This window comes from Rhizobium sp. CG4 (assembly GCF_023701965.1).
Taxonomy (GTDB): Bacteria; Pseudomonadota; Alphaproteobacteria; order Rhizobiales; family Rhizobiaceae; genus Agrobacterium.
In genome coordinates this window covers 200,219-227,098 of sequence record NZ_JABAEG010000008.1, presented here as the reverse complement: position 1 = coordinate 227,098, position 26,880 = coordinate 200,219, and the positions used below count along the sequence as shown (strand labels likewise).

Annotated in this window: 26 protein-coding genes; 21 read left to right on the top strand and 5 right to left on the bottom strand. The window is 56.4% G+C overall.

The features are described from left to right. A complete protein-coding gene (locus HGO37_RS21040) occupies positions 1-924 on the bottom strand; it encodes a LysR family transcriptional regulator (RefSeq protein WP_192488973.1) in 924 nt (307 codons plus the stop codon). 141 nt (positions 925-1,065) lie between these two features. On the opposite strand from HGO37_RS21040, the gene HGO37_RS21035 reads away from it, so the two are divergent. The 18 genes from HGO37_RS21035 (at position 1,066) to HGO37_RS20950 (ending at position 19,932) form a co-directional block, all read left to right on the top strand. Then, on the top strand, positions 1,066-1,488 hold the full coding sequence (locus HGO37_RS21035; RefSeq protein ID WP_192488974.1) for a cupin domain-containing protein: 423 nt from the start codon (positions 1,066-1,068) through the stop codon (positions 1,486-1,488). Between the two features lie 3 nt (positions 1,489-1,491). Beyond that, a complete protein-coding gene (locus HGO37_RS21030; RefSeq protein WP_250985050.1) occupies positions 1,492-2,277 on the top strand; it encodes a cysteine hydrolase family protein in 786 nt (261 codons plus the stop codon). After that, positions 2,274-2,693: an oxalurate catabolism protein HpxZ gene (hpxZ, locus tag HGO37_RS21025; protein WP_210323932.1), complete on the top strand. Its 420-nt coding sequence runs from the start codon at positions 2,274-2,276 to the stop codon at positions 2,691-2,693. The genes HGO37_RS21030 and hpxZ overlap by 4 nt, the downstream gene beginning before the upstream one ends. 16 nt (positions 2,694-2,709) lie before the next feature. Then, positions 2,710-4,101, top strand: a complete 1,392-nt coding sequence (locus HGO37_RS21020) for an FAD-binding oxidoreductase (RefSeq protein WP_250985049.1) — start codon at positions 2,710-2,712, stop codon at positions 4,099-4,101. A gap of 31 nt (positions 4,102-4,132) precedes the next feature. After that, positions 4,133-5,128 (top strand): ABC transporter substrate-binding protein, encoded by a 996-nt coding sequence (locus tag HGO37_RS21015; protein ID WP_250985048.1) that lies wholly within the window; start codon positions 4,133-4,135, stop codon positions 5,126-5,128. A 69-nt stretch (positions 5,129-5,197) separates the two neighbouring features. Beyond that, positions 5,198-6,022, top strand: a complete 825-nt coding sequence (locus HGO37_RS21010) for a creatininase family protein (protein ID WP_192488978.1) — start codon at positions 5,198-5,200, stop codon at positions 6,020-6,022. A gap of 4 nt (positions 6,023-6,026) precedes the next feature. Beyond that, positions 6,027-7,421, top strand: coding sequence for an FAD-binding oxidoreductase (locus HGO37_RS21005; protein ID WP_250985047.1), 1,395 nt, complete (start codon positions 6,027-6,029; stop codon positions 7,419-7,421). After that, positions 7,418-9,112 (top strand): CocE/NonD family hydrolase, encoded by a 1,695-nt coding sequence (locus tag HGO37_RS21000; RefSeq protein WP_250985046.1) that lies wholly within the window; start codon positions 7,418-7,420, stop codon positions 9,110-9,112. The genes HGO37_RS21005 and HGO37_RS21000 overlap by 4 nt, the downstream gene beginning before the upstream one ends. Continuing rightward, positions 9,109-9,942: an ABC transporter permease gene (locus HGO37_RS20995; protein ID WP_250985045.1), complete on the top strand. Its 834-nt coding sequence runs from the start codon at positions 9,109-9,111 to the stop codon at positions 9,940-9,942. The genes HGO37_RS21000 and HGO37_RS20995 overlap by 4 nt, the downstream gene beginning before the upstream one ends. 2 nt (positions 9,943-9,944) lie before the next feature. After that, positions 9,945-10,745: an ABC transporter ATP-binding protein gene (locus HGO37_RS20990; protein WP_250985127.1), complete on the top strand. Its 801-nt coding sequence runs from the start codon at positions 9,945-9,947 to the stop codon at positions 10,743-10,745. Positions 10,746-10,750: 5 nt separating this feature from the next. Next, positions 10,751-11,710 (top strand): PDR/VanB family oxidoreductase, encoded by a 960-nt coding sequence (locus HGO37_RS20985; RefSeq protein WP_250985044.1) that lies wholly within the window; start codon positions 10,751-10,753, stop codon positions 11,708-11,710. A gap of 14 nt (positions 11,711-11,724) precedes the next feature. Then, a complete protein-coding gene (locus HGO37_RS20980; protein WP_250985043.1) occupies positions 11,725-12,891 on the top strand; it encodes an amidase in 1,167 nt (388 codons plus the stop codon). Positions 12,892-12,908: 17 nt separating this feature from the next. Continuing rightward, entirely contained in the window at positions 12,909-14,489 is a 1,581-nt protein-coding gene (locus tag HGO37_RS20975) for a gamma-glutamyltransferase family protein (RefSeq protein WP_250985042.1), read from the top strand. 45 nt (positions 14,490-14,534) lie between these two features. Next, a complete protein-coding gene (locus tag HGO37_RS20970) occupies positions 14,535-15,530 on the top strand; it encodes a LysR family transcriptional regulator (RefSeq protein WP_250985041.1) in 996 nt (331 codons plus the stop codon). Between the two features lie 176 nt (positions 15,531-15,706). After that, positions 15,707-16,732 carry an ABC transporter ATP-binding protein gene (locus tag HGO37_RS20965; RefSeq protein ID WP_250985040.1) on the top strand — a complete coding sequence of 342 codons (1,026 nt, stop codon included), beginning with the start codon at positions 15,707-15,709 and terminating at the stop codon, positions 16,730-16,732. A 37-nt stretch (positions 16,733-16,769) separates the two neighbouring features. Next, positions 16,770-17,828, top strand: a complete 1,059-nt coding sequence (locus HGO37_RS20960) for an ABC transporter substrate-binding protein (RefSeq protein WP_250985039.1) — start codon at positions 16,770-16,772, stop codon at positions 17,826-17,828. Further along, complete coding sequence (locus HGO37_RS20955; RefSeq protein ID WP_250985038.1) at positions 17,825-19,513, top strand: ABC transporter permease subunit; 1,689 nt, start codon at positions 17,825-17,827, stop codon at positions 19,511-19,513. Before HGO37_RS20960 ends, HGO37_RS20955 begins: the two co-directional genes overlap by 4 nt. 29 nt (positions 19,514-19,542) lie before the next feature. Next, the gene (locus tag HGO37_RS20950; RefSeq protein ID WP_250985037.1) at positions 19,543-19,932 is read left to right on the top strand and encodes a RidA family protein; all 390 of its coding nucleotides are present in this window, start codon (positions 19,543-19,545) and stop codon (positions 19,930-19,932) included. Between the two features lie 19 nt (positions 19,933-19,951). Here the strand turns inward: HGO37_RS20950 and HGO37_RS20945 are convergent, their stop codons facing one another. Further along, positions 19,952-20,740, bottom strand: coding sequence for a creatininase family protein (locus tag HGO37_RS20945; protein ID WP_250985036.1), 789 nt, complete (start codon positions 20,738-20,740; stop codon positions 19,952-19,954). A gap of 330 nt (positions 20,741-21,070) precedes the next feature. On the opposite strand from HGO37_RS20945, the gene HGO37_RS20940 reads away from it, so the two are divergent. From HGO37_RS20940 to HGO37_RS20930, 3 genes are all read left to right on the top strand, one after another. After that, positions 21,071-21,865 carry a MetQ/NlpA family ABC transporter substrate-binding protein gene (locus HGO37_RS20940; protein ID WP_250985035.1) on the top strand — a complete coding sequence of 265 codons (795 nt, stop codon included), beginning with the start codon at positions 21,071-21,073 and terminating at the stop codon, positions 21,863-21,865. Between the two features lie 42 nt (positions 21,866-21,907). Further along, positions 21,908-22,957: a lipoate-protein ligase LplAB gene (gene lplAB, locus HGO37_RS20935; RefSeq protein WP_250985034.1), complete on the top strand. Its 1,050-nt coding sequence runs from the start codon at positions 21,908-21,910 to the stop codon at positions 22,955-22,957. A 66-nt stretch (positions 22,958-23,023) separates the two neighbouring features. After that, positions 23,024-23,554 carry a hypothetical protein gene (locus HGO37_RS20930; RefSeq protein WP_250985033.1) on the top strand — a complete coding sequence of 177 codons (531 nt, stop codon included), beginning with the start codon at positions 23,024-23,026 and terminating at the stop codon, positions 23,552-23,554. A gap of 260 nt (positions 23,555-23,814) precedes the next feature. Here the strand turns inward: HGO37_RS20930 and HGO37_RS20925 are convergent, their stop codons facing one another. The 3 genes from HGO37_RS20925 to dctP all read right to left on the bottom strand — a co-directional run bounded on the left by HGO37_RS20925 (position 23,815) and on the right by dctP (position 26,741). Beyond that, complete coding sequence (locus tag HGO37_RS20925; protein ID WP_210323934.1) at positions 23,815-25,107, bottom strand: TRAP transporter large permease; 1,293 nt, start codon at positions 25,105-25,107, stop codon at positions 23,815-23,817. Between the two features lie 67 nt (positions 25,108-25,174). Beyond that, positions 25,175-25,681, bottom strand: a complete 507-nt coding sequence (locus HGO37_RS20920; RefSeq protein WP_250985032.1) for a TRAP transporter small permease — start codon at positions 25,679-25,681, stop codon at positions 25,175-25,177. Between the two features lie 73 nt (positions 25,682-25,754). Continuing rightward, on the bottom strand, positions 25,755-26,741 hold the full coding sequence (dctP, locus tag HGO37_RS20915) for a TRAP transporter substrate-binding protein DctP (RefSeq protein ID WP_250985031.1): 987 nt from the start codon (positions 26,739-26,741) through the stop codon (positions 25,755-25,757). Positions 26,742-26,880 lie beyond the last annotated feature (139 nt).

The following is a 26,880-nucleotide window of genomic DNA, read 5'->3' as shown; positions in this document are numbered from 1 at the left end:
CTAAATCGACGTTAGGTCCGGCACACTTGAAACCTGCTGGATGACCTGCCGCAGGTTCTCGACAAACAGGCTGGCAAGCGCACTTGGTGTTCTTTCACTGCCAATCAGCATCAATTGCTGCGTGTGATGCGCGAGTTCATGGATCGGAATATAGACTAGCCTCCCCTGCCTTAGCTCATATTCGATATCGAATGGCGTCAGGAAAGTAATACCCTCGTCCGACAGGGCCGTGTGCCGCATGACCTCAATCGAGTTGGTTTCGACCGCAAACTGCGGCTCCAGCTTCATTTTGCTAAACAGCCTGTCGAGATGCGGCCGGATAGCCATGGTCATATCCGCAACGATCAGACGGTAACCGATGCAATCACTGATCCGAATGCTGGACCGCGACGCCAACGGATGATCCGGCGCCATGACAGCGCCCAGACGGCCGATTGCCACATCAAGAACGCGGATGTTGGGTCTGGATGGAAAGTCGAATCCGATACCGATATGTGCCTCACCATTTTCCACGCTGTCCATGATGTCATCACCAGTCGGCAGCAGCCGAAGCTGGAGTTTGACGCGCGGATTACGCTTCTGGAAATGCGCAACAGCACGCGGCACCAGGTTGGCGGCAAGGCCGCTCATAACCGCGACCGTAATTTCACCCCGTCTTAAGCCTTTCAGCTCCTCGATCTGCGACTGGACGCGCTCCATGTCCTTCAACGTCGCACGGATATGTCTAATGAGAATTTCACCCGCCGCCGTCAGCAACAGCTTGCGGGTCGTGCGCTGAAAAATCGGCGTTCCGAGCTCCTCTTCGAACGCAAGAATCTGCCGGCTAACTGCGGACGGCGCGACATTGAGCTTTTCGGCGGCCTTACGGATCGAGCCTGAACGGGCCACTTCATCGAAATAGCTGAGCAATCTGGCGTGCAGCATAACGTCAAATCCATGTTGCCCAAAAGGCAACGCAAACAACACAATTAAGCGCTTTTAATTCATTTTATCCTTGCTAACAATGTCTATGCGCCTGAAAAAACGCCACGCCTACAAACTAGGCAAATACCATAGGAAGCGAATATGAAAACCTTTTCTTTTGAAAATGCGACAAGTGCCGAGGCGTTCCAGATCTCGCCGACGGATACCAACTACTTCGCCATCCTGTTCGACCCGAAATCCGCACCAACCGACAACATCTTCGTCGTCGAAATCTTCAATGTCGGTGGCGCAACGCCGCCCAACAGCCACTCAGATGCGCATGAATTTTTCTACGTGCTGCACGGTGAAGGCACCGCCGCAAGCGACGGCGACGAAATGCCGATCAAAAAAGGTGATGCATTGTTGCTCAACCCCGGCAGCGTCCACATTGTCAAAAACACGGGCACATCAAAGCTTTACACACTGACCGTGATGACGCCGAACCAGGATTTTTCCGAACTTATCCGCAGCGGCCAGCGCATCAGCCTCGACGAAGAAGACCTTCGCGTTCTGCAGGGGCTTTGATCAATGGACACTATGGCAACCCAGCCGCACCTCAATCCCCTCGGCCCATCAGCCCGCAACGAATGGCGGGTTTCAGCTGACACGGTCAACATGATCCGTGTACCGGTCAGCGCACGTCCAGTCTCGGTACAGGACCGTAACCGCACCATCACATTCGACGCGGCCCGCACCGCGGTCATCGTCATCGATATGCAGAACGACTTCTGCCATCCCGACGGCTGGCTTGCCCATATTGGCGTAGACGTTACCCCTGCACGCGCGCCGATTGAGCCGTTAAAAGCGCTTTTACCAGTGCTGCGCAAATCCGACGTCCCCGTGATCTGGGTGAACTGGGGCAACAGGGCGGACCGCGCCAACCTTTCGCCCGGCGTGCTGCATGTCTACAATTCGGACGGCGTCAGCATCGGCATCGGCGACAAGTTGCCATCACGCAACGCGGAGGTTCTTCAGGTCGGAAGCTGGGCTGCACAGGTCGTTGACGAACTGGCTATCGAGCCGGATGATATCTGTGTCGACAAATACAGCATGTCCGGTTTTCATGACACGGTTCTGGAAAGCATCCTGCGCAATCTCGGCGTTACAACCTTGCTGTTTGCTGGCGTGAATGCGGACCAATGTGTTCTGTGCACACTACAGGACGGAAACTTCCGGGGTTTCGACTGCATCATGCTGGAAGATTGTTCGGCCACGACATCACCGACCTTCTGCATGGATGCTACCCTCTACAATGTGCGCCAGTGCTTCGGTTTTGTCTGCGGTTCCAACGAAATTCGGGAGCAGCTGGCATGACGACGAACACCACTCCGTCAAGCGCAGCCGTATTGCCGGTCAATTTGCCCGACGTCATCGCCGAAGTCACCATTTTGTGTGACGCCTATGAGGTGGCATTGATGGCGAATGATCTGGACACGCTTGACGCGCTTTTCTGGTCTGCAAGCGAAACGCTACGCTACGGCATTGCCGAAAATCTCTACGGCATAGAAGAAATCCGCGCCTACCGTGTCGGGCGTACTGGCGGCTCGCCGCAACGGGACGTCCTTCGCCGCGTCATCACGACCCACGGAACCGATGTCGCGACCTGTAATCTCGAATTTATCAGGCCAGCAACCGGCACCCGAGGGCGCCAGAGCCAGACCTGGATACGTACCGTCGACGGCTGGAAAATTGCCGCCGCTCACGTCTCACTCATCAACGCCGACCGTTAAGCCGCAGGAGGCCGGAATGTCTGATATTCATGCCTTCATTTCAGATCTTGGCGATATTCCCGCAACAACAGATCCACGCACCATCCGGACAAAAAGCCGCGATCACTATTCGCTTAGCCCGCTCTTGCAAAAGACACTGGCGGGATTGCAGGCGGAACTGGTGGTGTCGCCCCGCACCAAGGATGAGGTTCTGACTGTTGCCAAAGCCGCCCACAAACACCGCATATCACTGACACCACGTGGTGCGGGAACTGCAAATTATGGTCAGAGTGTTCCCCTTCGTGGCGGTGCCTTGCTGGACCTTTCCGGGCTGAGCGGCATCGTATCCATTCGCGATGGTGCGGTGCGGGCACGTGCGGGAACAAAGATCGAGGATATCGAGGCCGCAGTTCAGGAAACGGGACAGGAACTGCGTTTCTTCCCGACCACCAGACGACAGGCAACGATTGGCGGTTTCATCGCAGGCGGCACGGGCGGTGTGGGTTCTATCACCTGGGGCGTTCTGCGTGACCGGGGCAACATCATCGCACTGGAAGCCTGTTCCGTAGAAGCGGAGCCGCAACTGGTGGAACTACTCGGCAAGGAGACCCGTCTTCTGCAGCATGGCTACGGCACCAACGGCATCATTACCGAAGTCGAATTTGCGCTGGCACCGGCCCGCAAATGGGTTGAGATCCTGGTCGGTTTCAACGACTACCCGACAGCCATACGTCACGCACTGGCAATCGGTTACGAGACCGGGCTCGTCAAAAAACTGGCCTCGGCTTACGAGTGGCCAATCGGTCAGTGGCTTACCCCTTTCGCACCCTTTGTGCCGCAAGGACAGTCCGTGGTCATGGCAATGATCGATGCCTCCTCGATGGAGCTTTACCACGAGATGGTCAGCGAGGCTGGTGGCACGATACTGACCGAGGCACCTGAAGCCCAAGGCCCCTATGGCAGGCCAATGCATGAATTTGCCTTTGGTCACACAACGCTTCAAGTCCAGAAAACCGTGCCGACGGTCACAGAGGTTGAGGGATTTTTCCGCTCAAGCGACCTCGAGGGTCAGGTTTTGCGGGTTTATGAGCGCATCCGTCACACCGGCCCCCTGCGGCTGGAGGTTCGCCGCTGGGAAGGCGATCTCGTTTGCTCCGGCTCAACCTTCATCACGTTCGAAAAGGAAGAAGAGGTCGACGATGTCGTGCGGATGATGCGCGAAGAGGGAATTCGCGTCGCCAATCCCCATGCCTCAAACGTGCGTGGCGTCGGGAAAAAGGAAATCGGCCCGGCCGACATCGCCTTCAAGAAACGCATGGATCCCGAAGGCCTGCTCAATCCGGGCCGTTTCGAGATTGATGAAACCAAGGATGCCGTCATCGATAAATTTTTGAAAACCGATGGCTGGCTGGAAGCCAAAACCGCCTGATCGCATACCCCAAAACAACAATGAGGGAACAATGGAAATGAAGATAGGCAATTACCTGAAATCCTCCATCGCGGCCCTGGCCGTCTTGGCAGGCCTCGCCGCTCCCGCAGCCGCCAACGAACCAGTCACCTTTCAGCTAAGCTGGAAAGCCCAGCCGGAATTTGCAGGTTTCTATGAAGCTCTTGAGAAAGGCTATTATGCCGCCTGCGGCATCGACATGACATTGCGCGAAGGGGCACCTGGTATCGATCCAACCCAGCTTCTGACAACAGGCGCGGTCGATGTGGCGCTGCTGCCGCAGAATGATGGCGTTTTGCGCATGAATTCGGTCGGCTTCCCGGCCAAGGCCGTGATGGCCTCAATGCAGAAGTTCCTGACGGTGATGTTGTATCATGATGAACCCGGCATCAAGACGCCCGAAGACATCAAGGACAAACCTGTCCTGATTTCTCAAAGCAACCGCACGACCTTCTGGCCATTCCTCAAATCCAAATATGGCTACACCGACGATCAGCTGCGCACTTACACTGGCCAGATAGCAACCTGGATGTCGGACAAAACCTCCATCCAGCAGGGTGTCGTGACGCAGGAACCCTTCCGCATCAAGGCTGAGACCGGCAAGCTGCCATCCTACTTCCTGCTGTCGGACATGGGTTACAACCCCTACACCGTGATCGTCGTGGTCTCGCAGAAGATGATCGATGAGAAGCCTGAGGTCGTACAGTGCCTGGTTGACGGCTCTCGCAAGGGCTGGGTCGATTTCCTGAAAGACCCGTCGGTCGCTTTTGCTGCCATCAACAAGCTCAATCCCCAGATCACCAAAGAGCTGATGGATTACAGCCACGAGATGATGACGGCCAATAACCTGGTCGAAAACGACGACACCGCCAAACACGGTATTGGCTGGATCTCAGCTGAGCGATGGAAGTCTCACTATGAGATGCTGGTCGCTAACGGTCTGTTTGCTGCGGACTTCGACTACGCCAGCGCCTTTACGACACGGTTCCTTGAAAAGCCGATGAACTGACAACGACGTCGAGGGCGGGCGCTTGCCGCCCCTCTCACAACACTTCACATAATAACCGGGAATATGACTATGAACCTGAAATCGCATTGGTGGTGGGATCTGACGGCGCGTGACTTTGCAACGCTGGACATGAGCAAGATCGTGGCCGTTCTGCCGGTTGGCGCCGTCGAACAACACGGACCGCATCTACCCGTCCGAGTGGACGCCGCCATCAACAATGGCATCATGGAACATGCGGTCGCCAAGATGGCACCCGACTTTCCAGCCCTTATCCTGCCAACTATGAGTGTTGGCAAATCCAACGAACATTCTGCCTTCCCCGGAACATTGACACTGTCTGCCGAAACGCTCGGCCGTCTCTGGTACGAAGTCTGCGAAAGCGCCTACCGCGCTGGTGTGCGCAAAGTGCTGTTCGTCAATTCGCATGGTGGCCAGCCGCAGGTCATGGAAATCGTCTGCCGCCAATTGCGGGTCAATCTCGGCATGTTCGCCGTTTCATCGCAGTGGTCGCGCTTCACCGACCTGAGCGACCTTTTCGATGGCGAAGAACGCAAACACGGCATTCATGCCGGCGAAGTCGAAACCAGCGTCCTGCGTTACCTGCACCCGGAACTCGTCGACATGCAGTATGCCGAGGATTTCGTACCGCTCTCCAAGCAGCTCGAAAAAGAATACGACATGCTGATGACCGAAGGCGGTGCAGTCGGTTTCGGCTGGCAGTCGCAGGATATTCACCCGTCCGGCGCTTGCGGCAATGCCGCCGCAGCCGACGCGGAGCGCGGCCGCATCACCGTCGAGCGGGCGTCTGACCGACTGATCAAGCTGATCGGCGAAATTGCCCACTACCCACTCGATCGCATCACATCCGAGACAATGTACACGAAGGGGAAATGAGCCAATGACCTCATACCCGCTGACCGAGTTCGCCGCCGCCATTGAGGGTGTCGAATTGACGATGGACCCGCGCCGCATTCGCGTCAAAAGCCGTGACCGCTACGCCGTCAGCCCGCTGCTGCGCACCATGCTGGAAGGCAAGCAGGCCGATGTAGTCGTCACGCCGAAAACCATTGAGGAGTTGAAGCGGGTCGTCTCGGCAGCGGTCCGTTATCGCATCCCCATCACCGAACGAGGTGGCGGGTCTGCCAATTACGGCCAGAGCGTGCCGCTGCGGGGCGGCATCCTGCTCGACATGAGCGCCTATGCCGGCATGGTCGAGCTAGCTCCCGGCATGGCCCGCGCTAAGGCAGGCACACTGGTCATCGACATTGACAAGGCAGCCCGCGAGATCGGCTGGGAGTTGCGCGTCCACCCGACAACAGCTCGCATTGCTACCATCGCCGGCCACATCGCTGGCGGTACCGGCGGGCCGGGTTCGGTCGTCTACGGCATCCTGCGTGATCGCGGCAATATTGCCAGCGCGCAGGTGCTGACAATGGAGGAAGAACCACGCTTGATCGAACTGCGTGGGCCAGACGCGCAGCTCATTCACCATACCTATGGCGCAACCGGCATCATCACCGAAGTCGAGATGCCACTTGCTCCGGCATGGCCTTGGATCGAAGCAATCGTTGCTTTCCCGGAATACATGCAGGCGGTGCGTTTTGGCGTGACGCTTGCCAATGAAGCGGGCATCAACCGCAAGGTCGTTTCGGTTCAGGAATGGCCAACACCAAAGCTGATCCGGCAATTTGCCGATATCGTGCCCGAAGGTCATTCGATCTGCTCGACCATGATCGCAAAAGACAATTGGGAGGATTTCGAGGCCTGTGTCGCCTCCTTCGGTGGCACCATCGTTTCGTCCGCGCCAGAAGGCAAAGGTCCCTATGGCGGGCCGATCTGGGAATTCGTGTTCGGCCACGCGCTGTTCCAGATTCAAAAGACCGAGCCCGGCCGTTCCGTCGTCGAAGGCTTCTTCCGCGATGCCGATCTGGTGGGACTTGTGCAGCGGGTGCACGACAAGGTCAGCCATTATGGCCCGATGCGCATGGAAATCCTGCGCGTTGGTGGTCAGGTAGTTGGCTCCGGCTCGCCCTATTTCGTTTACGAAAGCCCGGAACAGATGGCCACCATGGTGCGGCTGATGCAGGAGGCCGGAGCCGTGGTCTCCAACTCACATACATCCAATGTGCGCGCCGTCGGCAAAAAGGAAATCACCGAACGCGAGATCACCTTCAAGCGCCAGGTTGATCCTTACAATCTGCTCAATCCAGGCCGCTTCGAAATCGACGACAAGGCCGATGAAAAATTCGCCATCGAACTTCCGACAGACAAATGGGATCGGCGTCAGGCATGAACGACATTTCAAACACCAAAGACCTCACTGGCAGGCTTGCCGTTTTGCCTCCGGAAACGCAGTCGATGCATTTGAGTGACGGCATGAGGCTTGATGCAGATATCTACCGTCCGGTTGGCCCCGGCCCTTACCCGGTGCTTCTTCAGCGGCAAGCCTATGGCCGTCGCATTGCATGCACCATCTGTTACGCGCATCCGGCCTGGTATGCGTCGCATGGTTATATCGTTGTGGTCCAGGACATCCGTGGTCGCGGCACGTCGGAAGGTGTGTTCCGTCCCGGCGAAAACGATATCGAGGATGGTGCGCAAGCGGTTGAATGGGCTGCAGCACTGGAAGGATCGACCGGCGATGTCGGCATGTATGGTTTTTCCTACCAGTCTTACAACCAGCTGCTTGCCGCCGCTGGCAATAGCCCGTCGCTAAAGGCCATCGCACCGGCCATGGGCCCGTGGGATGCAGGTTCCACATGGGCCTATGAAAACGGCGCGCTGCGGATGAAACAGATGGTCGGCTGGGGCATTCAGATCACCGCCGAAGCGGCACGCCGTGCCGGTGACGACGAAGCCTACGCGGCGCTGATGACTGTATCCGCCAACCTACCAGTTAACGGTCCAATTGCCGCAAAACCCGAAATTCTGGCAAAATACCGCGATTACTCCCATGTCATGGACTGGCTTGAAACACCTGCGGACTCTGATTTTTGGGCCAGAATTTCCCCCTCAACCCATGCCGAAAAAATCAAGGTTCGCAAACTCCCCATGCTGGTCATCGGCGGTTGGTTTGACACACATCTGGCCAGCACGATCAAAGCGTGGAAAGAGCTTTCGCACGGCGATGACGGCATATCGCGGTTGATCATCGGCCCTTGGGTCCATTTCCCTTGGGTCAGCAAGGTCGGCACTGTCGACTTCGGGCCTGCGGCGGAGCGAGACACCGACATCGAGCATATCCGCTTCTTCGATCAGGCTCTCAAACGCAAGCCAACTACCGAAATCACTAGCAAGCCAATCTCATTCTTCGACATGGGTGCAAAATCATGGCGCGACCTGGAAAGCTGGCCTGAGGATGAGCAGACCTTCTACCTTGGCAGCACCGGACGTGCGGCAATCCGTGCCGATGACGGCACGTTGAGCGAACAGCAAGGTCTATTGGATGCCAGCGATTACATCGTACACGATCCTTGGCGCCCGGCTCCTGTAACCGGTGGCTGTTACGGCGTACCCGCCGGCCCTGTCGACCGCCGCATCACTGACGAGCGCGGTGATGTTCTGACATTCACGACCGCGCCGTTGCAATCCAGCCTGACCTTGGCCGGAGAACCGGTGATCGAGATATCCGCGACCTCAGATTGCCCGAGTTTCGATCTGTCCTGCGTTCTCTCCACAGTCACAAAGGACGGTAGGGTCCTGCAGATTTCCAGCGGTTATGCACATTATAGAGACGCTGGCGAGGGAACCTACACCCTGCCTCTGACAACAACGTGTTCGACCATTCTGGCGGGTGAACAGTTGCGACTATCCATTGCAGCCTCCGATTACCCCGCCCATCCGGTCAATCCCGGCACCGGTGAAGACCCGGTATCTACCCCAAAAACAAAGGCGGTGGTTACGACGATTTGCGTGTCACATGGCCCGTCGCATAGCTCAACCTTGCGTCTGCCCATCGCCAAACTTTCGGGAGTGCCGTCTTGACCGATCTTGCTGTGAGCCCTTCCAATCCAACCCCGGTCAAATGGCGCAGGGCGGCGGCCGAGACTGCTGCTCCAGCTCTCGGCGGTGTCATTTTCCTCATTGCATGGGAAGCACTGGTCACCCATTTTCAGGTGTCGCGTTTTATCCTGCCACCACCGTCGGCAATTATCGTCAAGATGGTCGATGAGTTCCCCTCGCTGTTGAGCGCTCTTGGGTTCACGGCATCGATCACCCTCTGCGCCTTTGTCGCCGCACTCGTATCCGGCGTCACCCTGGGCGTGCTTCTGACGCAGAACAAGCAGGTGGAACGTATCCTCTGGCCCTATGCCGTCGCCCTACAGGTGACCCCCATGGTGGCAATTGCTCCGCTCGTGGTAATCTGGGTTGGCCTGAACCGTGTATGGCTTGGACTGATGATCCTTGCCTGGATCGTGGCTTTCTTTCCCATGCTGTCCAACACCGCAGTCGGCATGAAATCTGCCGATCACGGCCTGCGCAACGTCTTCAGCCTCTACAAGGCAACCCGCTGGCAGCGTTTCCGCTACCTGCAGCTTCCATCCGCATTACCCTTCATTCTGGCAGGGGCACGCATATCCTCCGGTCTTTCAGTCATTGGTGCCGTGGTTGCCGAATTTGTTGCTGGCGCTGGCAATGCCACAGGTCTTGCCTGGACCATCGTTGAAAGCGGCGCGATGCTGGATGTCGCCCGCATGTTCGCGGCACTTTTCATGCTCTCCGCCTTTGGTCTGACGATCTGGTTCATGATGGCCAAGGTGCAGCATGCTCTGCTCAGCCGTTGGCATGAGAGCGAACTGGTGCAGGAGGGTTGATGATGAACACAGGAAACACCGCTATGCTCGACATGCCCTCGGCACAGGTAAAACCAATCGTGCGCCTCAGCGGCGTCGACAAGATCTATGGCAATGGCACGGTTGCTCTTCGCGACCTTAACTTGAAAGTTCAGCCCGGCGAATTCGTCAGTCTTCTCGGCCCAAGCGGCTGTGGCAAGTCCACCGCGCTGCGCATTGTTGCCGACCTTGGTCAGCACACAGCAGGACGTGTCGACCGACCGGGAGACGACAGATCGGACGCACGCGGGGAAATCGGTTTCGTTTTTCAGGAGCCGCACCTCATGCCTTGGGCAACGGTTTTCGACAATATTTTCCTGCCACTGAAACTGGCGGGAAAATCAAAAAACGCCGCTCGTGATGACGTGCTGTCCGTCATTGAAATGGTTGGCCTGCAAAACTTTGCGAATGCCTATCCGCGCGAACTGTCCGGCGGCATGAAAATGCGTGTTTCCATTGCCCGCGCATTGGTCACAAAACCAAAACTGCTGCTGATGGATGAGCCCTTTGCAGCGCTCGATGAAATTACCCGCAACCGCCTGTCCAACGACCTGTTGCGCATCTGGGCATCTACCTCGTCCACAGTGATGTTCGTCACCCACAGTGTTTATGAAAGCGTGTTTCTCTCAAGCCGCATCGTGGTCATGGCAGCCCGCCCCGGCCGTATCATTGGCGAAATCCCCATCGAGCGGGCTTATCCACGCGATGCCGAATACCGCCTTTCTCCTGAATATGCTGGTTACTGCCGCGACGTATCCGCGCTGCTCAACAAGGCGATGGAGTAAGGACGATGCAGGTTTCGATGCGTGACATCGTCATTACCGCCATCGATGAGGAGGCAGACGGTATTCGCTCCTTCAGACTGGAAAGTACCGATGGTGAGCCTTTCGCAGCTTCTCCGGCAGGGGCACATATCGATATCCACCTGCCCGACGGTCTGGTGCGGCAATATTCGCTTTGCAATGATCCGGCGGAAACCAACTTCTACCGGATTGCCATCAAGCGTGAAACTCAGTCACGGGGTGGTTCACAATGGTTTCATGAGGCCGCGCACATCGGCGCCAAATTGAAGATGGGTGCTTCGCGAAGCCTTCTCTCCGTATCAAGCAAAGCCGAGCGGCATATCCTATTGGCAGGCGGTATTGGCATTACACCGCTTTACAGCATGGCCATGCATTTCCTCACCGCCGGCAAACCGTTTGAACTGCATTACTTTGCGCATTCGAAAGAACGGGCCGCCTTTTTCGAAGTGCTTTCATCTGGCGCTTTCGCAGACCATGTCCATTTTCATTTTGGTCTGGAGACCGCGGCACTAGCACCGGTTCTGGATGGAATTTTCGCGCAAAGAGGCAGCGGTAGCCATCTTTATATGTGCGGCCCCGGCCCTTTCATGGATCACGTACGCACGCAGGCATCACGCCTCTGGGCCGAGACGGAAATCCATGAGGAACGGTTTTCCGGAGCGGCGGCTCCAGAGAATGCGGATAGTTTTCGTGTGGTTCTTGCGCGTAGCGGAACCACAATCGATGTGCCGACCAATCGCAGCATACTCGACGTATTGATGGCCAATGGCCACGACATCGAACACTCCTGCGAACAGGGCTTTTGCGGAAGCTGCATGACGGCCCTGCTTGAAGGCGAGGCCGAACATCGCGACACATTTCTCACCCCGGAGGAGATCGCATCCGGCCAGTGGATCATGCCTTGTGTGTCCCGCGCCAAAACCGCCCAACTAACCCTCGATCTGTAATTTAGGACTGCCCCATGCCCGATTTCTGCGACGCCTTTATCCAATGGTTTGATCACCCGCTTCAAGCGAGCCCAGCAATCAACGACCAGCCGCTCTCCGGCTTGAGCGTCGCTGCGAAGGACAATTTCGACATTAGGGGCCTGATCACAGGGGCTGGAAACCCGGAATTTGCGGAGGATCAGAAACCAGCAGCGGTGAATGCGGGCGTTTTCGACACGCTACTGAAAAACGGCGCCTCCATCATCGGCAAAACGCATATGGACGAACTTGCCTACAGCCTGATGGGTTTGAACGCACGTTACGGCGTGCCGTTGAATACGGCAGCACCATTGCGCGTACCAGGCGGCTCTTCCTCCGGCTCAGCGTCTGCGGTGGCCGCTGACCTTGCCGACATTGGATTAGGAACAGACACCGGTGGATCTGTTCGGCTTCCCGCCTCCTTTTGCGGCCTTTATGGCTGGCGCTCTACTCATGGGCTAATGTCATCCGAGGGCATGGTGCCGCTGGCCGCGAGTTATGACGTATCGGGTTTCTTCACGCGGGATCGCAATCTGATGGAACGGATCATCTCGGTCTTTTGCGGGACATCACCCGACGCTACAGACATTCGTTATTGGGCACCCGAAGACCTTTGGGCCTTACCGATGGATGAAACCCGTGAACATATCCGCTCTGCCCTCCCCGACTTCGATTACAGGCTTGATACGATCCTGCCTGACGGTGGAGCGGAAGCTTCCTTAAGCGCATTTCGTCTCCATCAGGGATACGAGATCTGGCAGCATTTCGGGGAATGGATTACCAAACGTCAACCGGCCTTCGGACCGGGCATCAAAGAACGTTTCGCCATGGCGAGTAAAATTACCGAAGCCGAATTCAAGGAGGCCAGCGCCTACCGCGAGCGACTTCGTGCACGGCTGGATGCACTTTTACCCGAAGGGACAATCCTGCTCTATCCCACGGCGCCCGGCCCTGCACCTTTGCTGACAACACCGCAGTCAGAACTTGAGCCCTATCGCAATCGAGCGCTGAGCCTGATGTCGGTCGCCGGTCATGCGGGTCTACCGCAACTCAGCATTCCCTTCGGAACGGTGGATGGCGCACCCGTTGGACTTTCCCTGGTCGGCCGACCGGGCAGCGACCTGTTGCTGGCGAAAGCCGCCGCCTCGTTTCCATCCTTCTGAAGCGTCAGGATATCAGCATGCTGCAAACCGCGCTCGCCTTTAACGGCACTTTCACCGCACCACACCGCGAAGCGGCCTATGCCGGACGCCGCATTCTTGATGAAGGTGGCACCGCCATGGAAGCCATGGTTGCCGCAGCCGCGATGATCGCCGTTGTCTATCCGCACATGAACGGTATCGGCGGGGATGGCTTCTGGCTAATCCACAGACCGGGTAAACCACTCACTGGCATTTCCGCCTGTGGACAGGCAGCCGGTCTTGCGACAGTTGACTGGTACCGGGAACGCGGCCATGTCGCCGCCATTCCTACGCGCAACGGCGAAGCCGCACTGACCGTCCCCGGTACCATCGGTGGATGGGACATGGCGCTGTCGATGGTTGGTGACCCCAGGCGTTTTTCAGTCTCCGAACTTATTTCTGCCGCCGTCGCAAAAGCACGCGATGGAATTGCCGTCACCGGCAATCAGTCGATCTGTACTTCAGACAAATTGCACGAACTTTCCGGTGTTGCGGGTTTTGCCGAAACCTATCTGATAGAAGGAAAAACACCGCCAGCTGGCGCACGCCTGCGACAGTCCCGACTGGCCGATACGCTGGAAGAGCTTGGCCGACATGGCCTACGCTCCTATTATGACGGCGATCTCGCTCAAACCCATGCAGCCTTTCTTGAGCGCAACGGCAGTCCGTTACGGGTTGAGGATTTCAGGCACTATGCTCCGCGTGAAGTTACACCGCTCAGCGTCACCACGCTTGAGGGCACGCTCCACAACATGGTCGCGCCTACCCAGGGTGTCGCCTCGCTGATGATCCTCGGTCTCTTCGATCGGTTGCAGATCGAAAATGGCGAAGGTTATGACCATATCCACGGGCTGATCGAGGCAACTAAACAGGCCTTCATCAAACGCAATCGTGACCTTGGTGATCCGGTCACAATGACTGCCGACGCCCAGACATGGCTTGAGGCTAAAGCGCTCGATAATCTCGCCGCCAGGATCGACATGACCCGGGCACTGCAATGGCCATACAAACCAGCAGAGGGCGATACGATCTGGATGGGTGCTGCCGACCGATACGGCAATGTCGTCAGTTTTATCCAGAGTGTCTATTGGGAGTTCGGCTCCGGACTTACCTGTCCCGAAACAGGCGTGTTTTTCCAGAACCGTGGCGCCGGTTTTTCGCTGGCTGAAGGTCCAAACCAGCTTCAGCCCGGCAAACGGCCGTTTCATACGCTCAATCCGGCCCTCGCGAAGCTCGCCGACGGCCGCGTGATGGCATACGGCACCATGGGCGGTGAGGGCCAGCCGCAAACCCAAGCGGCGATTTTTACCCGCCATGCCCGTTTTGGCATGCCGCTTCAGGAAGCAATCACCGCACCGCGCTGGCTGCTCGGCCGCACATGGGGCGCCAGCAGCACCAATTTGAAACTGGAAAGCCGATTTGATACGGCACTTGTCGAAAAGCTCAAAACGGCGGGACACGACATTGAGATGATCGCGCCGTTTTCCGATCTTTGCGGCCATGCCGGAGCCGTTGTCCTGCATCCTAACGGGCTTTGCGAAGCTGCTACCGATCCAAGATCTGATGGTGCGGCTCTCTAATGGCATGACCCTTGCATTTCCTGAACCAGACGACCGGGAATGACCATGTTTGCGAATATTAATCCCTCGATAGATGTGCGGCTGCTCCGCACCACCTACCTCCTGCTTACCGAGCGCAATGTCTCAAGAGTGGCGGTGCTGCTCGGGCACAGCCAGCCCACGGTCAGCGCCTACCTGAAGAAAGCGCGCGAAATCTTTGCCGATCCGCTGCTCGTGCGAGCCGGACAACGGCTTGTGCTGACCGAAAGAGGCGAAGAGATCAAGACGCTGATCGGCAGTGTGCTGCTTGGCCTGTCTGATGCCTTAAACGGTCAAGACCATTTCGATCCGCGTCTATCCAGCCAGAATATTCGCATTGCTGTGCTCAACTGTTTTGGGGTGTTTCTCGTCCCGGAAATAGCCAAGCGCATTCATCACAATGCTCCCAATGTCACACTCGACTTCTTTCCGCCGGGTGATAATCCTGACCTTCCCGAAGAACTTGGTGCGGGCCGTGTCGATGTGGTCATCGGCAATTGGCCTGCACCGCAGCCAAGCCTGAAGTCTACCGCCTTGTTTCAATGCGACATTGCCTGCATTGCCCATCGCGATCACCCCTTGGCTGCAGGGGACGCGATATCACTCGATGCCTATCTCGCCGCTAGCCACATTTCACCGACAGCAAGTTCCAGCGCCGGGTTCAGCCCGATCGACGGGCGGTTGGCGCAGCTCGGGCTGAAACGCAACATTGCCATGTCCGTGCCCGAATATGCGATGATCCCGCCTATCGTCGGCGGCACCGATCTTATCTTCACCACGGCGCGCGCCTATGCCGAACATATGGCCGCCAACACACCTGACCAGCACCTGCAGGTCATTGATGCGCCGTCAGAGTTCGACCGCATGCATCTTTACCTGCTTTGGCACGAGCGTAACCACACCAGCATTGCCCACAAATGGCTGCGCCGTATCATTCGGGATGTCGCGAAGGAATTTGAATCCAGCCTGCACGAGCCGACCCTGTCGCCGGTACGCCCTTCCCTCAATCAGCTGCCGATCTGAGCGTCGATATAGCGTTTCATCTATACCGCATATCGGCGTCCGTGGAGTTCACTCAATACCTTAATGCTCATATGATAAGCAGTAATTATTGAAGCTCAAATATTGAGCATTTTGCAGCTGATTTCATCATCACTGCGATACAGCCCGCATGAATTTACAGCCCCGAGGATATGACGTTGTCAAATAAACATTATCTCACCCTGGACAACGTAACAGCGAGCTACGGCGACCAGACGGCCGTCGACGGTCTGACGATTGAAGTGCCGAAAGGCGAACTTCTTTCGCTTCTCGGCCCCTCTGGCTGCGGCAAAACTACGACGCTGCGCATGATTGCAGGCTTTGTCAAACCGACCATGGGACGGGTCATTCTCAACGATGAGGACATCACCAGAAAGCCGGTGCACGCCCGCAATATCGGCGTGGTCTTCCAGTCCTATGCGCTGTTTCCGCATCTGACAGCATTGGATAATGTCGGCTTTGGCCTGCGTATGCGACAGGTCGACAAGGCAAAGTGTCGTGAACGGGCGGCGGCAGCCCTTGAGACTGTGGGCCTCGGCCCCTACAAGGATCGATATCCAACGCAGATGTCCGGCGGCCAGCAACAGCGTGTGGCGCTTGCACGTGCGCTCGTCATCGAGCCTGATGTTCTGCTCCTCGACGAACCACTTTCCAACCTTGATGCCCATCTGCGCGCCGATATGCGCAGCGAAATCCGCTCGCTTCAGCAGCGCCTTGGCATCACCACCGTCTTTGTCACCCACGACCAGCAGGAAGCACTGGCCATGTCGGACCGTGTGGCCGTCATGAGCAAGGGCATCATGGAAGAAATCGGCAAACCGGAGCAGCTTTGCGACAATCCACGCTCTGCCTTTACGGCATCCTTCCTCGGTGCCCGGACCGTTATCGAAGGCCGCAGCGAAAATGGCGTTTTCCGCGCACCCGGCCTGTCCTGCACCGGCGCGCCAGATGGCGCAACCCGACTGGTACTGCGCGCCTCACGGCTTAGAATTACTGACGAAGCCGGTCCGCTGACCCTGCCCGGCACACTCATCAACGCAGCTTATCTCGGAGACACCTGGGAAGCGGACATTCAGTCTGCAGCCGGTACGATCCGGGTGATCGTTCCCTCGGATTTGCCGCCACCACCGCTTGGCGCACCATGCAGCCTTCAGGCCCAGCCCGGCGGCGCTACCTTTATCTGACCCCACCCAACATCTGAACCGGACAGGAGTATTTGCAATGACCCTATCGCGTCGCAATTTCAACAGGCTCGTACTTGGCGCAGGTGCTGGCGTTGGCCTCGCAGCTCCATTTCACATCATCCGCCCGGCCTACGCCGAAATCAAAAAAGGCGACGAACTGGTTGTCGGCATTTGGGGCGGCGCCCAGGAAAAGATCGTCAAAGAATATGTTGAAAAGCCGCTTGTCGAAAAATACGGCTGCAAGATCAGCTACGTGCTTGGTGGTACTGGTGACCGTCGCGCACGCGCCTATGCCGAGCGCGGCCGCCCGAGCTTCGACGTCCTTTACCTCAACATCTATGAGAGCCGCCAAGCCGTAAAAGATGGCGTCACACAGGAACCGACCGCGAACGTTGCCAATTTCGAAGCGCTTTACCCGAGCGCCCGCAAGGGAGGTTATGGCGTTGCCTTCAACCCTTGCACGATCGTTTACGACAAGCGCAAGGCATCCAAGCCGATCACGTCCTGGAAGGATCTCTGGAACCCGGAATGGAAGGGTCGTATTGCTTGGCCGGACGGCCTCGGCGCGGAAGGCATTTCTGCATTGATGATGACAGCCCGTGCATGGGGCGGCACTGAAAAGGACTTCGATCTGGTGGTCGAAAAGGTCAAGGAATTGAAGCCTTTTGCCGCCATTCAGGCAAGTCAGGCACAGCTGTTTGAAATGTTCGATCAGGGCATCTGCGATCTCTCCGTCGAGTTCGGCAGCTTCACCCGCTCTTACGCGGAAACCCGCAATCCGAACATCGAGATCGCGTCTCCAACTGAAGGTCAGGCACTGGCAATGAACGTTGCCTGCATCACCGAAGGTACCAAGAACCAAAAGCTGGCAGAAGAGTGGGTCAACCTGCACCTGTCCGAGCCATGCATGCTGGCCTATGCCCGCGAAATCTATTACTCCCCGACCGTCAACAACATCACCATTCCTGACGATCTGAAGAGCAAGCTGATCGTTGGTGATGAGCAGGTTTCGCAGCTGGTTGATTTTGATTGGGACTTCATCAACGCCAACCGCGCCAAGTGGCAGTCCCGTTATGACCGGGAGATCGCCGGATGACACGGTGGATAGGACCGGCCCTTTCAGCACCGGTCACTTTTTGGCTACTCCTGTCTTTCGCGGCCCCCATGGCCGCGATCTTCCTGCTGTCGCTGCACGAATACCCTGATCCGTTTGGACCACTGATCACTGCGCCGTCGCTGGCGCAGTATATTGGTATCGTCACCGACAGTTTCTATTTCCGCGTTGTGGGTGAAACCATTGCACTCGGCCTTGGCGTCACCTTGCTGACGGCCCTGCTGGGTTATCCACTCGCCTACTGGCTGGCGCGCATTCCGGTGAAATACCGGGCCGCGGCCTTTGCCATCATTCTCATTCCGCTGTTGACCAACGTGGTCGTCCGTTCGCTCGGCATCATTCTGCTGCTTGCGCCGGACGGATTGATCAATTCGGTGACTGGCCTCGTTGGTATTCCCAAGGCCGCCAACATGCTGTTCAACCATGGCGCTGTGGCGGTTGCTCTGGCGCAGGTCTTCCTGCCCTTCATGGTTCTTGCGCTTTACGACAGCATGCAGAACACCTCACCGCGTGTGCATGAGGCTGCCGAAAGCCTTGGCGCATCGCCTGCGATGCGTTTTCTGACGGTCGACCTCCCCCTGTCGCTGCCCGGCCTGCGTTCCGGCCTTGTCATCGTCTTCCTGATGGCCAGTACAGCCTATGTGTCCGCCACCCTGCTTGGCGGCAAGAAGGTCTGGACGACAGGCATGCTGGTCATGCAGGAGGCGATCAAGAACCTCAACGCCCCACTTGCCTCGGCGCTTGCCGTCATCATGACCATCACCAGCCTGGCGTTTGCAGCGCTATGCGGCATCGGCATGAAACGTCTGATGCCATGGCTGAACGAGCGCGCCAGCAACCCGGTATTCCTGCCGAATATCGTTGTCAGGCTGGCAGATACCGTCGGTTTCGTGATCGCCCGCCTTTTGCTGGTGGCATCGCTTGGCCTGCTTCTCTTGCCACTGGTGCTCGTATGCATCCAGAGCTTCAACGATGTGCCACAGGCAACGGCCGCCGGTTTCAAGGGCTTCACACTCAAGTGGTATTACGCAGTTCTGTTCAACGGTGCCTATGCGGACGCTTTCTGGGTTTCAGTTCAGCTCGCCACGGTCTCGGTGCTGGTTGCCATTGCACTGGCGCTTCCGGCAGCATTTGCCCTAGCCCGCTTTCCGTTCAAGGGGCGCTCCGTCCTGATGACATTCTGGATGCTGCCACTGTCTTTGCCGCATGTGGCAATTGGTGTCGGCATGCTGAAACTGCTGCAAATCTATCTGATCGTGCCGCCGTTCCTCGGACTTGTGGCAATCCACGTCATCGTCATCCTGCCGTTTGCCATCACCCTGCTCACCACCTCGGTCATGCAGCTTGATCGTTCGCAGGAGGAAGCGGCCGCAAGTCTGGGCGCCGACCCTTTCAGGATGTTTTTCCTGATCACACTGCCAGGCCTTGCCCCGGGTCTGTTTGCAGCAAGTCTCGTCGGCTTCCTGCTGAGCTTTGGTGAAGTAACGGTCACCAGCTTCCTGACCACGGCACGCCTGACAACCCTGCCGGTTCGTATCTACGCAGAATCAACCTTCAGTCTTGAACCGACAGCCCATGCAATCTCCGCAGTGCTGATTGTGTTCACAGTGATGGCCCTGATCCTGGTTGGTCGCCTTGTCCGACTGGACAAACTCTATGCCCGCTAAACGGTAACGGCGAAAAGGAAGCCCACATCATGCAACAGGTTTTCAATCCGCCTGCGGTTCCCAAACCGTTCGGAGCCTATAATCACGGTCTGCTGGTGCCTCCGGGCGCCAGCCTGCTGGTCACCTCCGGGCAGCTCGGCATCGGTCTGGATGATGTCATTCCACGCGAAGTCAGCGAACAGGCAGAACTGTGCTTCAAGGCAATAGGTGCAATTCTCGAGGAGGCGGGCATGAGTTTTGCGGATGTTATCCGCATTTCCGGTTTCGTGACACGCCGGGAAGATTTTCCAGCCTATATGGCCGTGCGCGATCGCTTCACTCTGGATCGCAAACCCACCTCGACCTTGATCGTGGTGGGAGGCTTTACGCGTCCGGAATTCAAGGTCGAAGTCGAGATTACCGCCGCAAAGATATTTTAAGGGAAAAGTCCCGCTGTTCTCAGCGGGAATACAATTCATCCAGCGAAAATCCTTCGAATTCGCGCAGCAGTTCGACGAAACCCGCCACCTGATGGCGGCAGATTATCTCGCCCTTTTCTGCACTACCCTTGGTCGCGTCACCAACCACGCCATGTGGGTTCAGGTCATGGGCAAGCCAGGACAGTACATGCGGCGGCGCTGGTTGCATGAATTTCGAGCGGCTTTCAGCCTTCGACACGAAGTTCTGCGCATTTTCCATACGCACGAGCTCAGGCCGGAAATGCAGCATCAGCGACGTTTCCACTTCGCCGCCATGAATGCCGAATTGTCTCTCATGCTCACTGATCAAACCATCCGGGTGACCGAAGCGGCCCCAATGAGTGCAGATAACCGCCATCTGGTGGCGCACCCGCAGCTCCCGGCCAACAATGCTCATGATGTCCGCATTACCGCCATGGGAGTTGACCATCACGAGTTTGCGGATACCGGCTTCCGCAACTTTGGTTCCGATGGCAGTCCAGGCTGGGATAAGAATTTCGGGACCGAAAGACAATGACCCCGGACCGTAGACATGCTCATTCGCCTTGCCGATCTCCTGTGTCGGCAGCACGAGTATGTCGAGGTCGTCAGGGCGCTGTGTCTTCAACTCGTCGAGCATACCATTGGCAATGGCGACATCCGTAGCAACAGGCAGATGTGGCCCATGCTGCTCAGTCGAGGCGAGCGGCAGGATGGCTATGGTTTTTTTGGGCGATAAATGAGCAAAATCGTAGGTGTTCAATTCATTCCAGTAAAACGGCTTGCTCATGTAATTCCCTCTGATTGTTTTGCGATCATCGTTAGAAGATTAGCCGGGTCTCGAACAGCATCAATTTGCGTCCACCTTGTTGCTTTTCTGCGAACGCCTCCTGACGGTTTGAAGTCTGCTCACCGCACCTCCATATCAAACAGCAATGGAGCACATGCGACCAAAGGTATCGTCCGCCTCTCAAAGTTGAATTACATTCTTGACGAAAAATATCATGTTATGTAGGCCAAGCAGGATCAGGTAGAGCATGCGCACCGCACACGCTCCAAATTGAAAGTATTCGTTATGTTCGTCCAACGCCGTTTGAGAGATGTTTCAGCGCGAACCAGGATGTCTCGCAGGATTGTTGTCGGTATCATCGCGACATTGCTGGCCAGCATGTCTGCCGCTCCAAGCGCCATCGCCCAGGAACAAAAAGCGCTGCGCATTGCCTTGGCGACGAGTATTTCAAATGAAGCTGTTGAGATTGCAGCGAAAGAGGCCGAAGCCAAGGGCTTGAAGATCGAGATCATCGAGTTCAACGACTGGAACACCCCCAACACGGCGGTTGCCGATCGCGAAGTCGATGCAAACCTGTTCCAGCATATTCCGTTTCTGGAATTCACCAACGCAAATACCGGGCACAATCTGGTTCCGGTCGCCCCGGCATTCAGCACGCCCTTCGGACTCTATTCCAAAAGATACAAAACGCTTGAAGAATTGCCTGACAATGCCCGCGTGGTTTTCTCCGGGGACCCCGTCAATACCGCCCGTTCCCTGTTGTTGCTGCAGCGTGCGGGCCTGATTGAACTGAAGCCCGATGTTGGTCACCGCGCGACATTGGAAGACGTTGTCGTCTGGCACAAACCGCTCAACATCGTGCAGCTTGATGGCCCGCAGATTGCCCGCGCGCTGGATGAGGTCGATGCCGCTGCCACCTATCCGACATTTGCCAAACTGGCAGGTCTTGACCCGGCATCTGGCCTGATCTTCGAGAACGACCCGATTTATGCGTTCCAGTTTGTCACGCGTCCTGACATGAAGGACGACGCAAACCTGCGCAACTTCATCGACATCTATCGCGGCTCGGATGCTGTAAAGGCAAAGCTGCGCTCACTATATGGAAATCTGGTCTCTTTCCCCTGATTGAAATGACAAGGCATAGGCCTTCTGGATTGGAACACTAGCATGCATGGTGAATACAAGGTGCAGGGCGGTAAGCTTGTGGTCGTGGATCTTGATAATATCAACGACCGTCTGACGAACGTGCAGGTGCACGGCGACTTTTTCCTCGAGCCGGCCGAGGCTCTGGACGATATCCGCACCTCACTGGAAGGGCTACCGGTTATCTCGACCGTTGAAGACATTGTTGCCGCGATCAGAGCCGGCCTGCGCCCTGGCGCTGAAATGATCGGCTTCAGCCCTGAGGCCGTCGCAATCGCTGTGCGCCGGGCGCTCGGCGTCACTGGCACTTGGCGGGATTATGAATGGCAGATCATCGAGACCCCTGCGCTTCGTCCGGCCATGCATCTTGCCCTTGATGAAGTTCTGGCAAAGGAAGTGGGCGAAGGCCGCCGCGCCCCTTGCCTGCGCTTTTGGGAATGGGAACGTCCGGCCATCATTATTGGCGGTTTCCAGTCACTTCGTAATGAAGTGGACATGGAGGCTGCGACCCAATTCGGCGTTGAGACCGTACGTCGTATCACGGGTGGTGGGGCAATGTTCGTCGAGCCCGGCACGACCGTGACCTATTCACTTTATGCACCAGCCGAACTCGTTCGCGACATGAGTTTTGCAGACTCCTATGCCTTCCTTGATGACTGGGTTTTGAAAGCTCTGAACTCCCTGGGAATTGATGCCTTTTATAAACCGCTCAACGACATCTCCAGTTCCAAGGGCAAGATCGGTGGCGCTGCACAGAAGCGCTTCACGTCGGGTGCCGTTCTCCACCATGTCACCATGGCCTACAACATGGATGCCGACAAAATGGTGCAGGTGTTGCGCATTGGCAGGGAAAAGCTGAGCGACAAGGGCACAACCAGCGCAAACAAACGCGTTGATCCCCTGCGCAGCCAGACCGGCTTACCACGCGAAGAGATCATCGAGCGGATGAAGGAAACCTTCCGATCCCTCAATGGCGGAATTGCCGGTGGCGTTTCTGCGGATGAATACGCAGCGGCCGAAAAGCTGGCAGCCGAGAAATTCTCGACCGACGAATGGCTGCGGCACATACCCTGAAATCATAACTGGCCATGACATCATGACTGGGCCGTCGGCCCAGATCATTCATTCAGGAGAGTTGCCTTGGCACAGATGACGGTTGGCGCCGCGACCACAAACGAGGATTATCTCAACCGCCGGGCCGAACAACTGGTCATCGAGGGTTATCGATTCCTGGCCGGATTGGCAGATAGTCGCGCCAAACTGACTTCACCATCAGTACTGCGTCTTTATCACGACAATCTTGGCGAACCTGCGGGCGCGGAAGCTGCCGCAGCTCTTGAACGACTTGTCGCCGCACTAAAAACTTTTCGAGCTAGCCCAATTGCCGCCTACCCGCCAGGTTCACGGTTTATCAGTCCGGACGAAGTTTTGGTGCTCGGAATTATCGCTGGGATTCAGCATTGGGATGAGCAAATATTCCGTGCCTGCCTGAAACAGCTCTGCGCCGAAAGCGATCGGATCAGGGTGGCGGCGTCTGCCGAGACCTTTGCAATGGCCTTACACAATGCCGGCATGATCCTGGCACCATTGCCATTTAGCTTAAGAGCCCGCATCGTCAGGCAGTCTGAGATACGCCGACAGAAGGTGCCAGCCTCCATCACCCTGCATTGATTTCCGTTCACACCTGGAAGCTCATTCAGCTCGAATTGCGATTTAACCTTATAGTCTTGGCGGAAATGGCCGGTATTCTCAAACCCGACGGCCAATTGCCACTTGTGATACCTCCCGCCCCCATCAATCCGGCAGGCACACCCCATGAAGTGGTTTCCTTGCAACCCGCACGGCTGTTGATGGTCGGTTAGCCGGCGTTACAACAGGCCTTTCCCGACATCGAAATAACAACAGGGCCCTTTCGGGCCCTGTTTTCGTTTTTAGAGGAACAGCCTTGGTACGATCAGCGAAATCCAGGGGATGTAGGTCACCAGGAATAGCACTGCGAGCAACGCAAACAGGAATGGCCAGCTTTCGCGGATGTAGTGGCCGATCTTCACCTTAGCGATTGATATGGTGATGAACATCATTGTACCAACCGGCGGAGTAAAGCCGGCAATCGTCAGGTTGATCGACATGATGATGCCGAAGTGTACCGGGTCGATGCCCATGCCCAAGACCACCGGCACAAAAAGCGGTGCCATCAAGATCATCGCAGAACCGCCCTCAAAGAACGCGCCAACGGCGAGCAGAATGAGGTTGATGACAAGCAGCATGATCAGCGGATCGGAGATATTCGTCGTCAGGGCTGTGGCTACCATGGCGGGAATGCCTTCCCACGTCAGGTAGGCCGAGAACACAGTCGCCGCGCAGATCAGGAACATCACGCCCGCAGTCGCCAGTGTAGACTCCATTAGAATGAGAGGAATGTGCGACCATTTCAGCTGGCGATAAACCAAGGCACCGACAAGCGCCGCATAGATCACGCAAATCGCGCCAGCCTCGGTTGGGGTAAACAGGCCATAACGCAAGCCACCAAGGATAACGATCGGCAGAAATAGGGCCCAACTGGAATCCAGCGCCTGACGGCCGATCTCGCCCCATGAGGCCCTGCCTTCTCGGCTAGGCTTGTAGTTGCGCTTTTTCGAAATGATCGCAACGGTAATAGCAATCGCTACATAGATCAGCAGCCCCGGCAAATAGCCGGCAAAGAAAATCCGCGTAATCGAGACATCAGCCACAAGCGCATAAAGGATCAAGATGATACCGGGCGGGATGATTGGCGCGATACAGGATGAGGCGGCGGTTACCACAGTGGAAAAACCCTTGTCGTACCCAAGTCGGGTCATTTCAGGCACGATCATCTTGGTGGTCATGGCCGCGTCAGCATTGGCAGAACCCGAAGGCCCGCCCAGCAGCATGTTCACCAACACATTCACCTGCGCCATTCCGCCAGTGTAATGGCCAACCAGCACGTTCGACAGCTTCAGGATTTTATCTGTAATTCCTGAATAGTTGAAAATGACGCCCGCACAGGTGAACAGCGGAATTGCCAGATAGGAAAACGCCTCCGTATTGGCCATCAGATTGGTGACCATCGTGTCGGTCGGCAGCAAAGTGTTGATGAACACGAAGTAGAAAGCCGCCGCACCCATCAGTGACAAAGCAACAGGAACACGCAAAAGAAACAGCGCAAAAAGGACGAAAAGCGGCAGGTAGGAAGTCAAGCCCATGTGAGCCCCCAGACGCTCCCAATGGAGCAAGTAATAACGGGATGAAGAAGGTCGCAGCACATGACAGTTACATCTGCTCTTCCAGATCAACAGATGGCAGTTCCTGCCCTCTGAGGAGCATCACCAGAAAGCGGATGCTGTAAAATGTCATCAGACCAAACGAGATGGCCGGCGCGAGATTGATCCAGAAATAGGGAATTTCAAGAAACGCTGTACGACGAATCCATCCGGACATCGCAAGCGTTGCAGCCAGATAAAAGAAATACCCACAGATCACGACCATGATGATGTAGCTGATGATATGCGCAATATGCTTCGGGCCGGGCGCGAACATATCAACGACCAGATCCACCGCGATCATCGCACGCATTCGAAACAGCAGTGACAATCCAAAAAAGACGGAATAGCCGAAAGCGATATAGGCAATTTCTTCAGTGAAAACCAATGAGTTACCCGTCGTAAAACGAATGATGACATTGGCCGAAATAACCAGCACCATGGTGGCAAATGCGACCATAGATACCGTCACCTCGAATTTTGAGACGAGCCCAGCTAACCGGTTCATCACATGCATGATCTTTACTCCATAGATAAACGATGTCCGGCAGAACCGGACATCACGATGAGTGCGTGGAGGAGATGGGAACTTACTTGATGATGTCGTTCATCTTGTCGTAGACGCCAGGCGTCCACTCAGGAAAGGCATCCGGAACCTTCGCAGCAGCTTCAAAGAAGGACGATTTGTCCACGTCATTGAAGCGAATGCCCTTGTCTTCAAGCGTCTTGCGGAACTCGGTTTCAAGCGCTTGGATTTTCGGGATACGCTTGGCCGATTCAGCACGACCCACGGTATCGAGAGCTTTCTTGGCGTCATCAGGCAGGCTGTCATACACCTTCTGGCTCATCAGGATTGAGGTGGTGGCAACAACGTGACCGGTCAAAGATATATTGGGACGGGTTTCATAGAGCTTCGATGAATAAAGCAACGATAGCGGCGCTTCCACGCCATCCGCCACACCCTGCTCAAGGGCGCTGTAAGCTTCAGACCATGCGGTGTTGGTCGGGTTTCCACCAAGGGTCTTGGACACTTCGTTCCACATCTTGGTTGGGGCATTACGGATCTTCATGCCAGCCGTATCGGGACGAGCCTTTACCTCACGGTTGGAAAGCAGATGGCGTGTGCCGAAATAAACAAGCGTAACAACACGTAGCCCCTTTTCGGAAAGCTTCGCTTCCATGTCCTTGACCGTGTCAGAGTTCCACAGCTTCTCGATATCCTCAGGCTTCTTCACAAGATACGGGGCCATGAAAGTCGAGAAGTCAGGCACATAGTTGGACAGGTGGCTCGGATCGGAATCCTGCAGTACCGGCGCACCACGCGAGATGGTGTCGATCATGTCGACCGTCTTGCCCAAAGCTTCCGACGGGAAGATTTCGACCTTGAGTGTGCCATTGGACGCAGCTTCCAGCTCCTTGGCAAACTCCTGCCAAAGCGGGTAGGTTTTGTCCTGATTGGACACCACCATGTTCATGCGCAGCAATGTCGGCGATTGCGCGAAAGCAGGCAGCGCACAGGACATAGCAAGGCTGGCAGCAACGCTCGCCGCAAAAACTCTACGGGTGAATTTCAGCATATATTTTCCTCCAGATGGACGTGTCGTGCCTCCCCGGCACGGTTAAGACGATCCCGACCTGTGGTCCGTGTGCGGCTGGCTGCTCCTCCAGCACCGCTCACTCCTCCTCGGCCTCAGTCATATATCATGCATCATATTC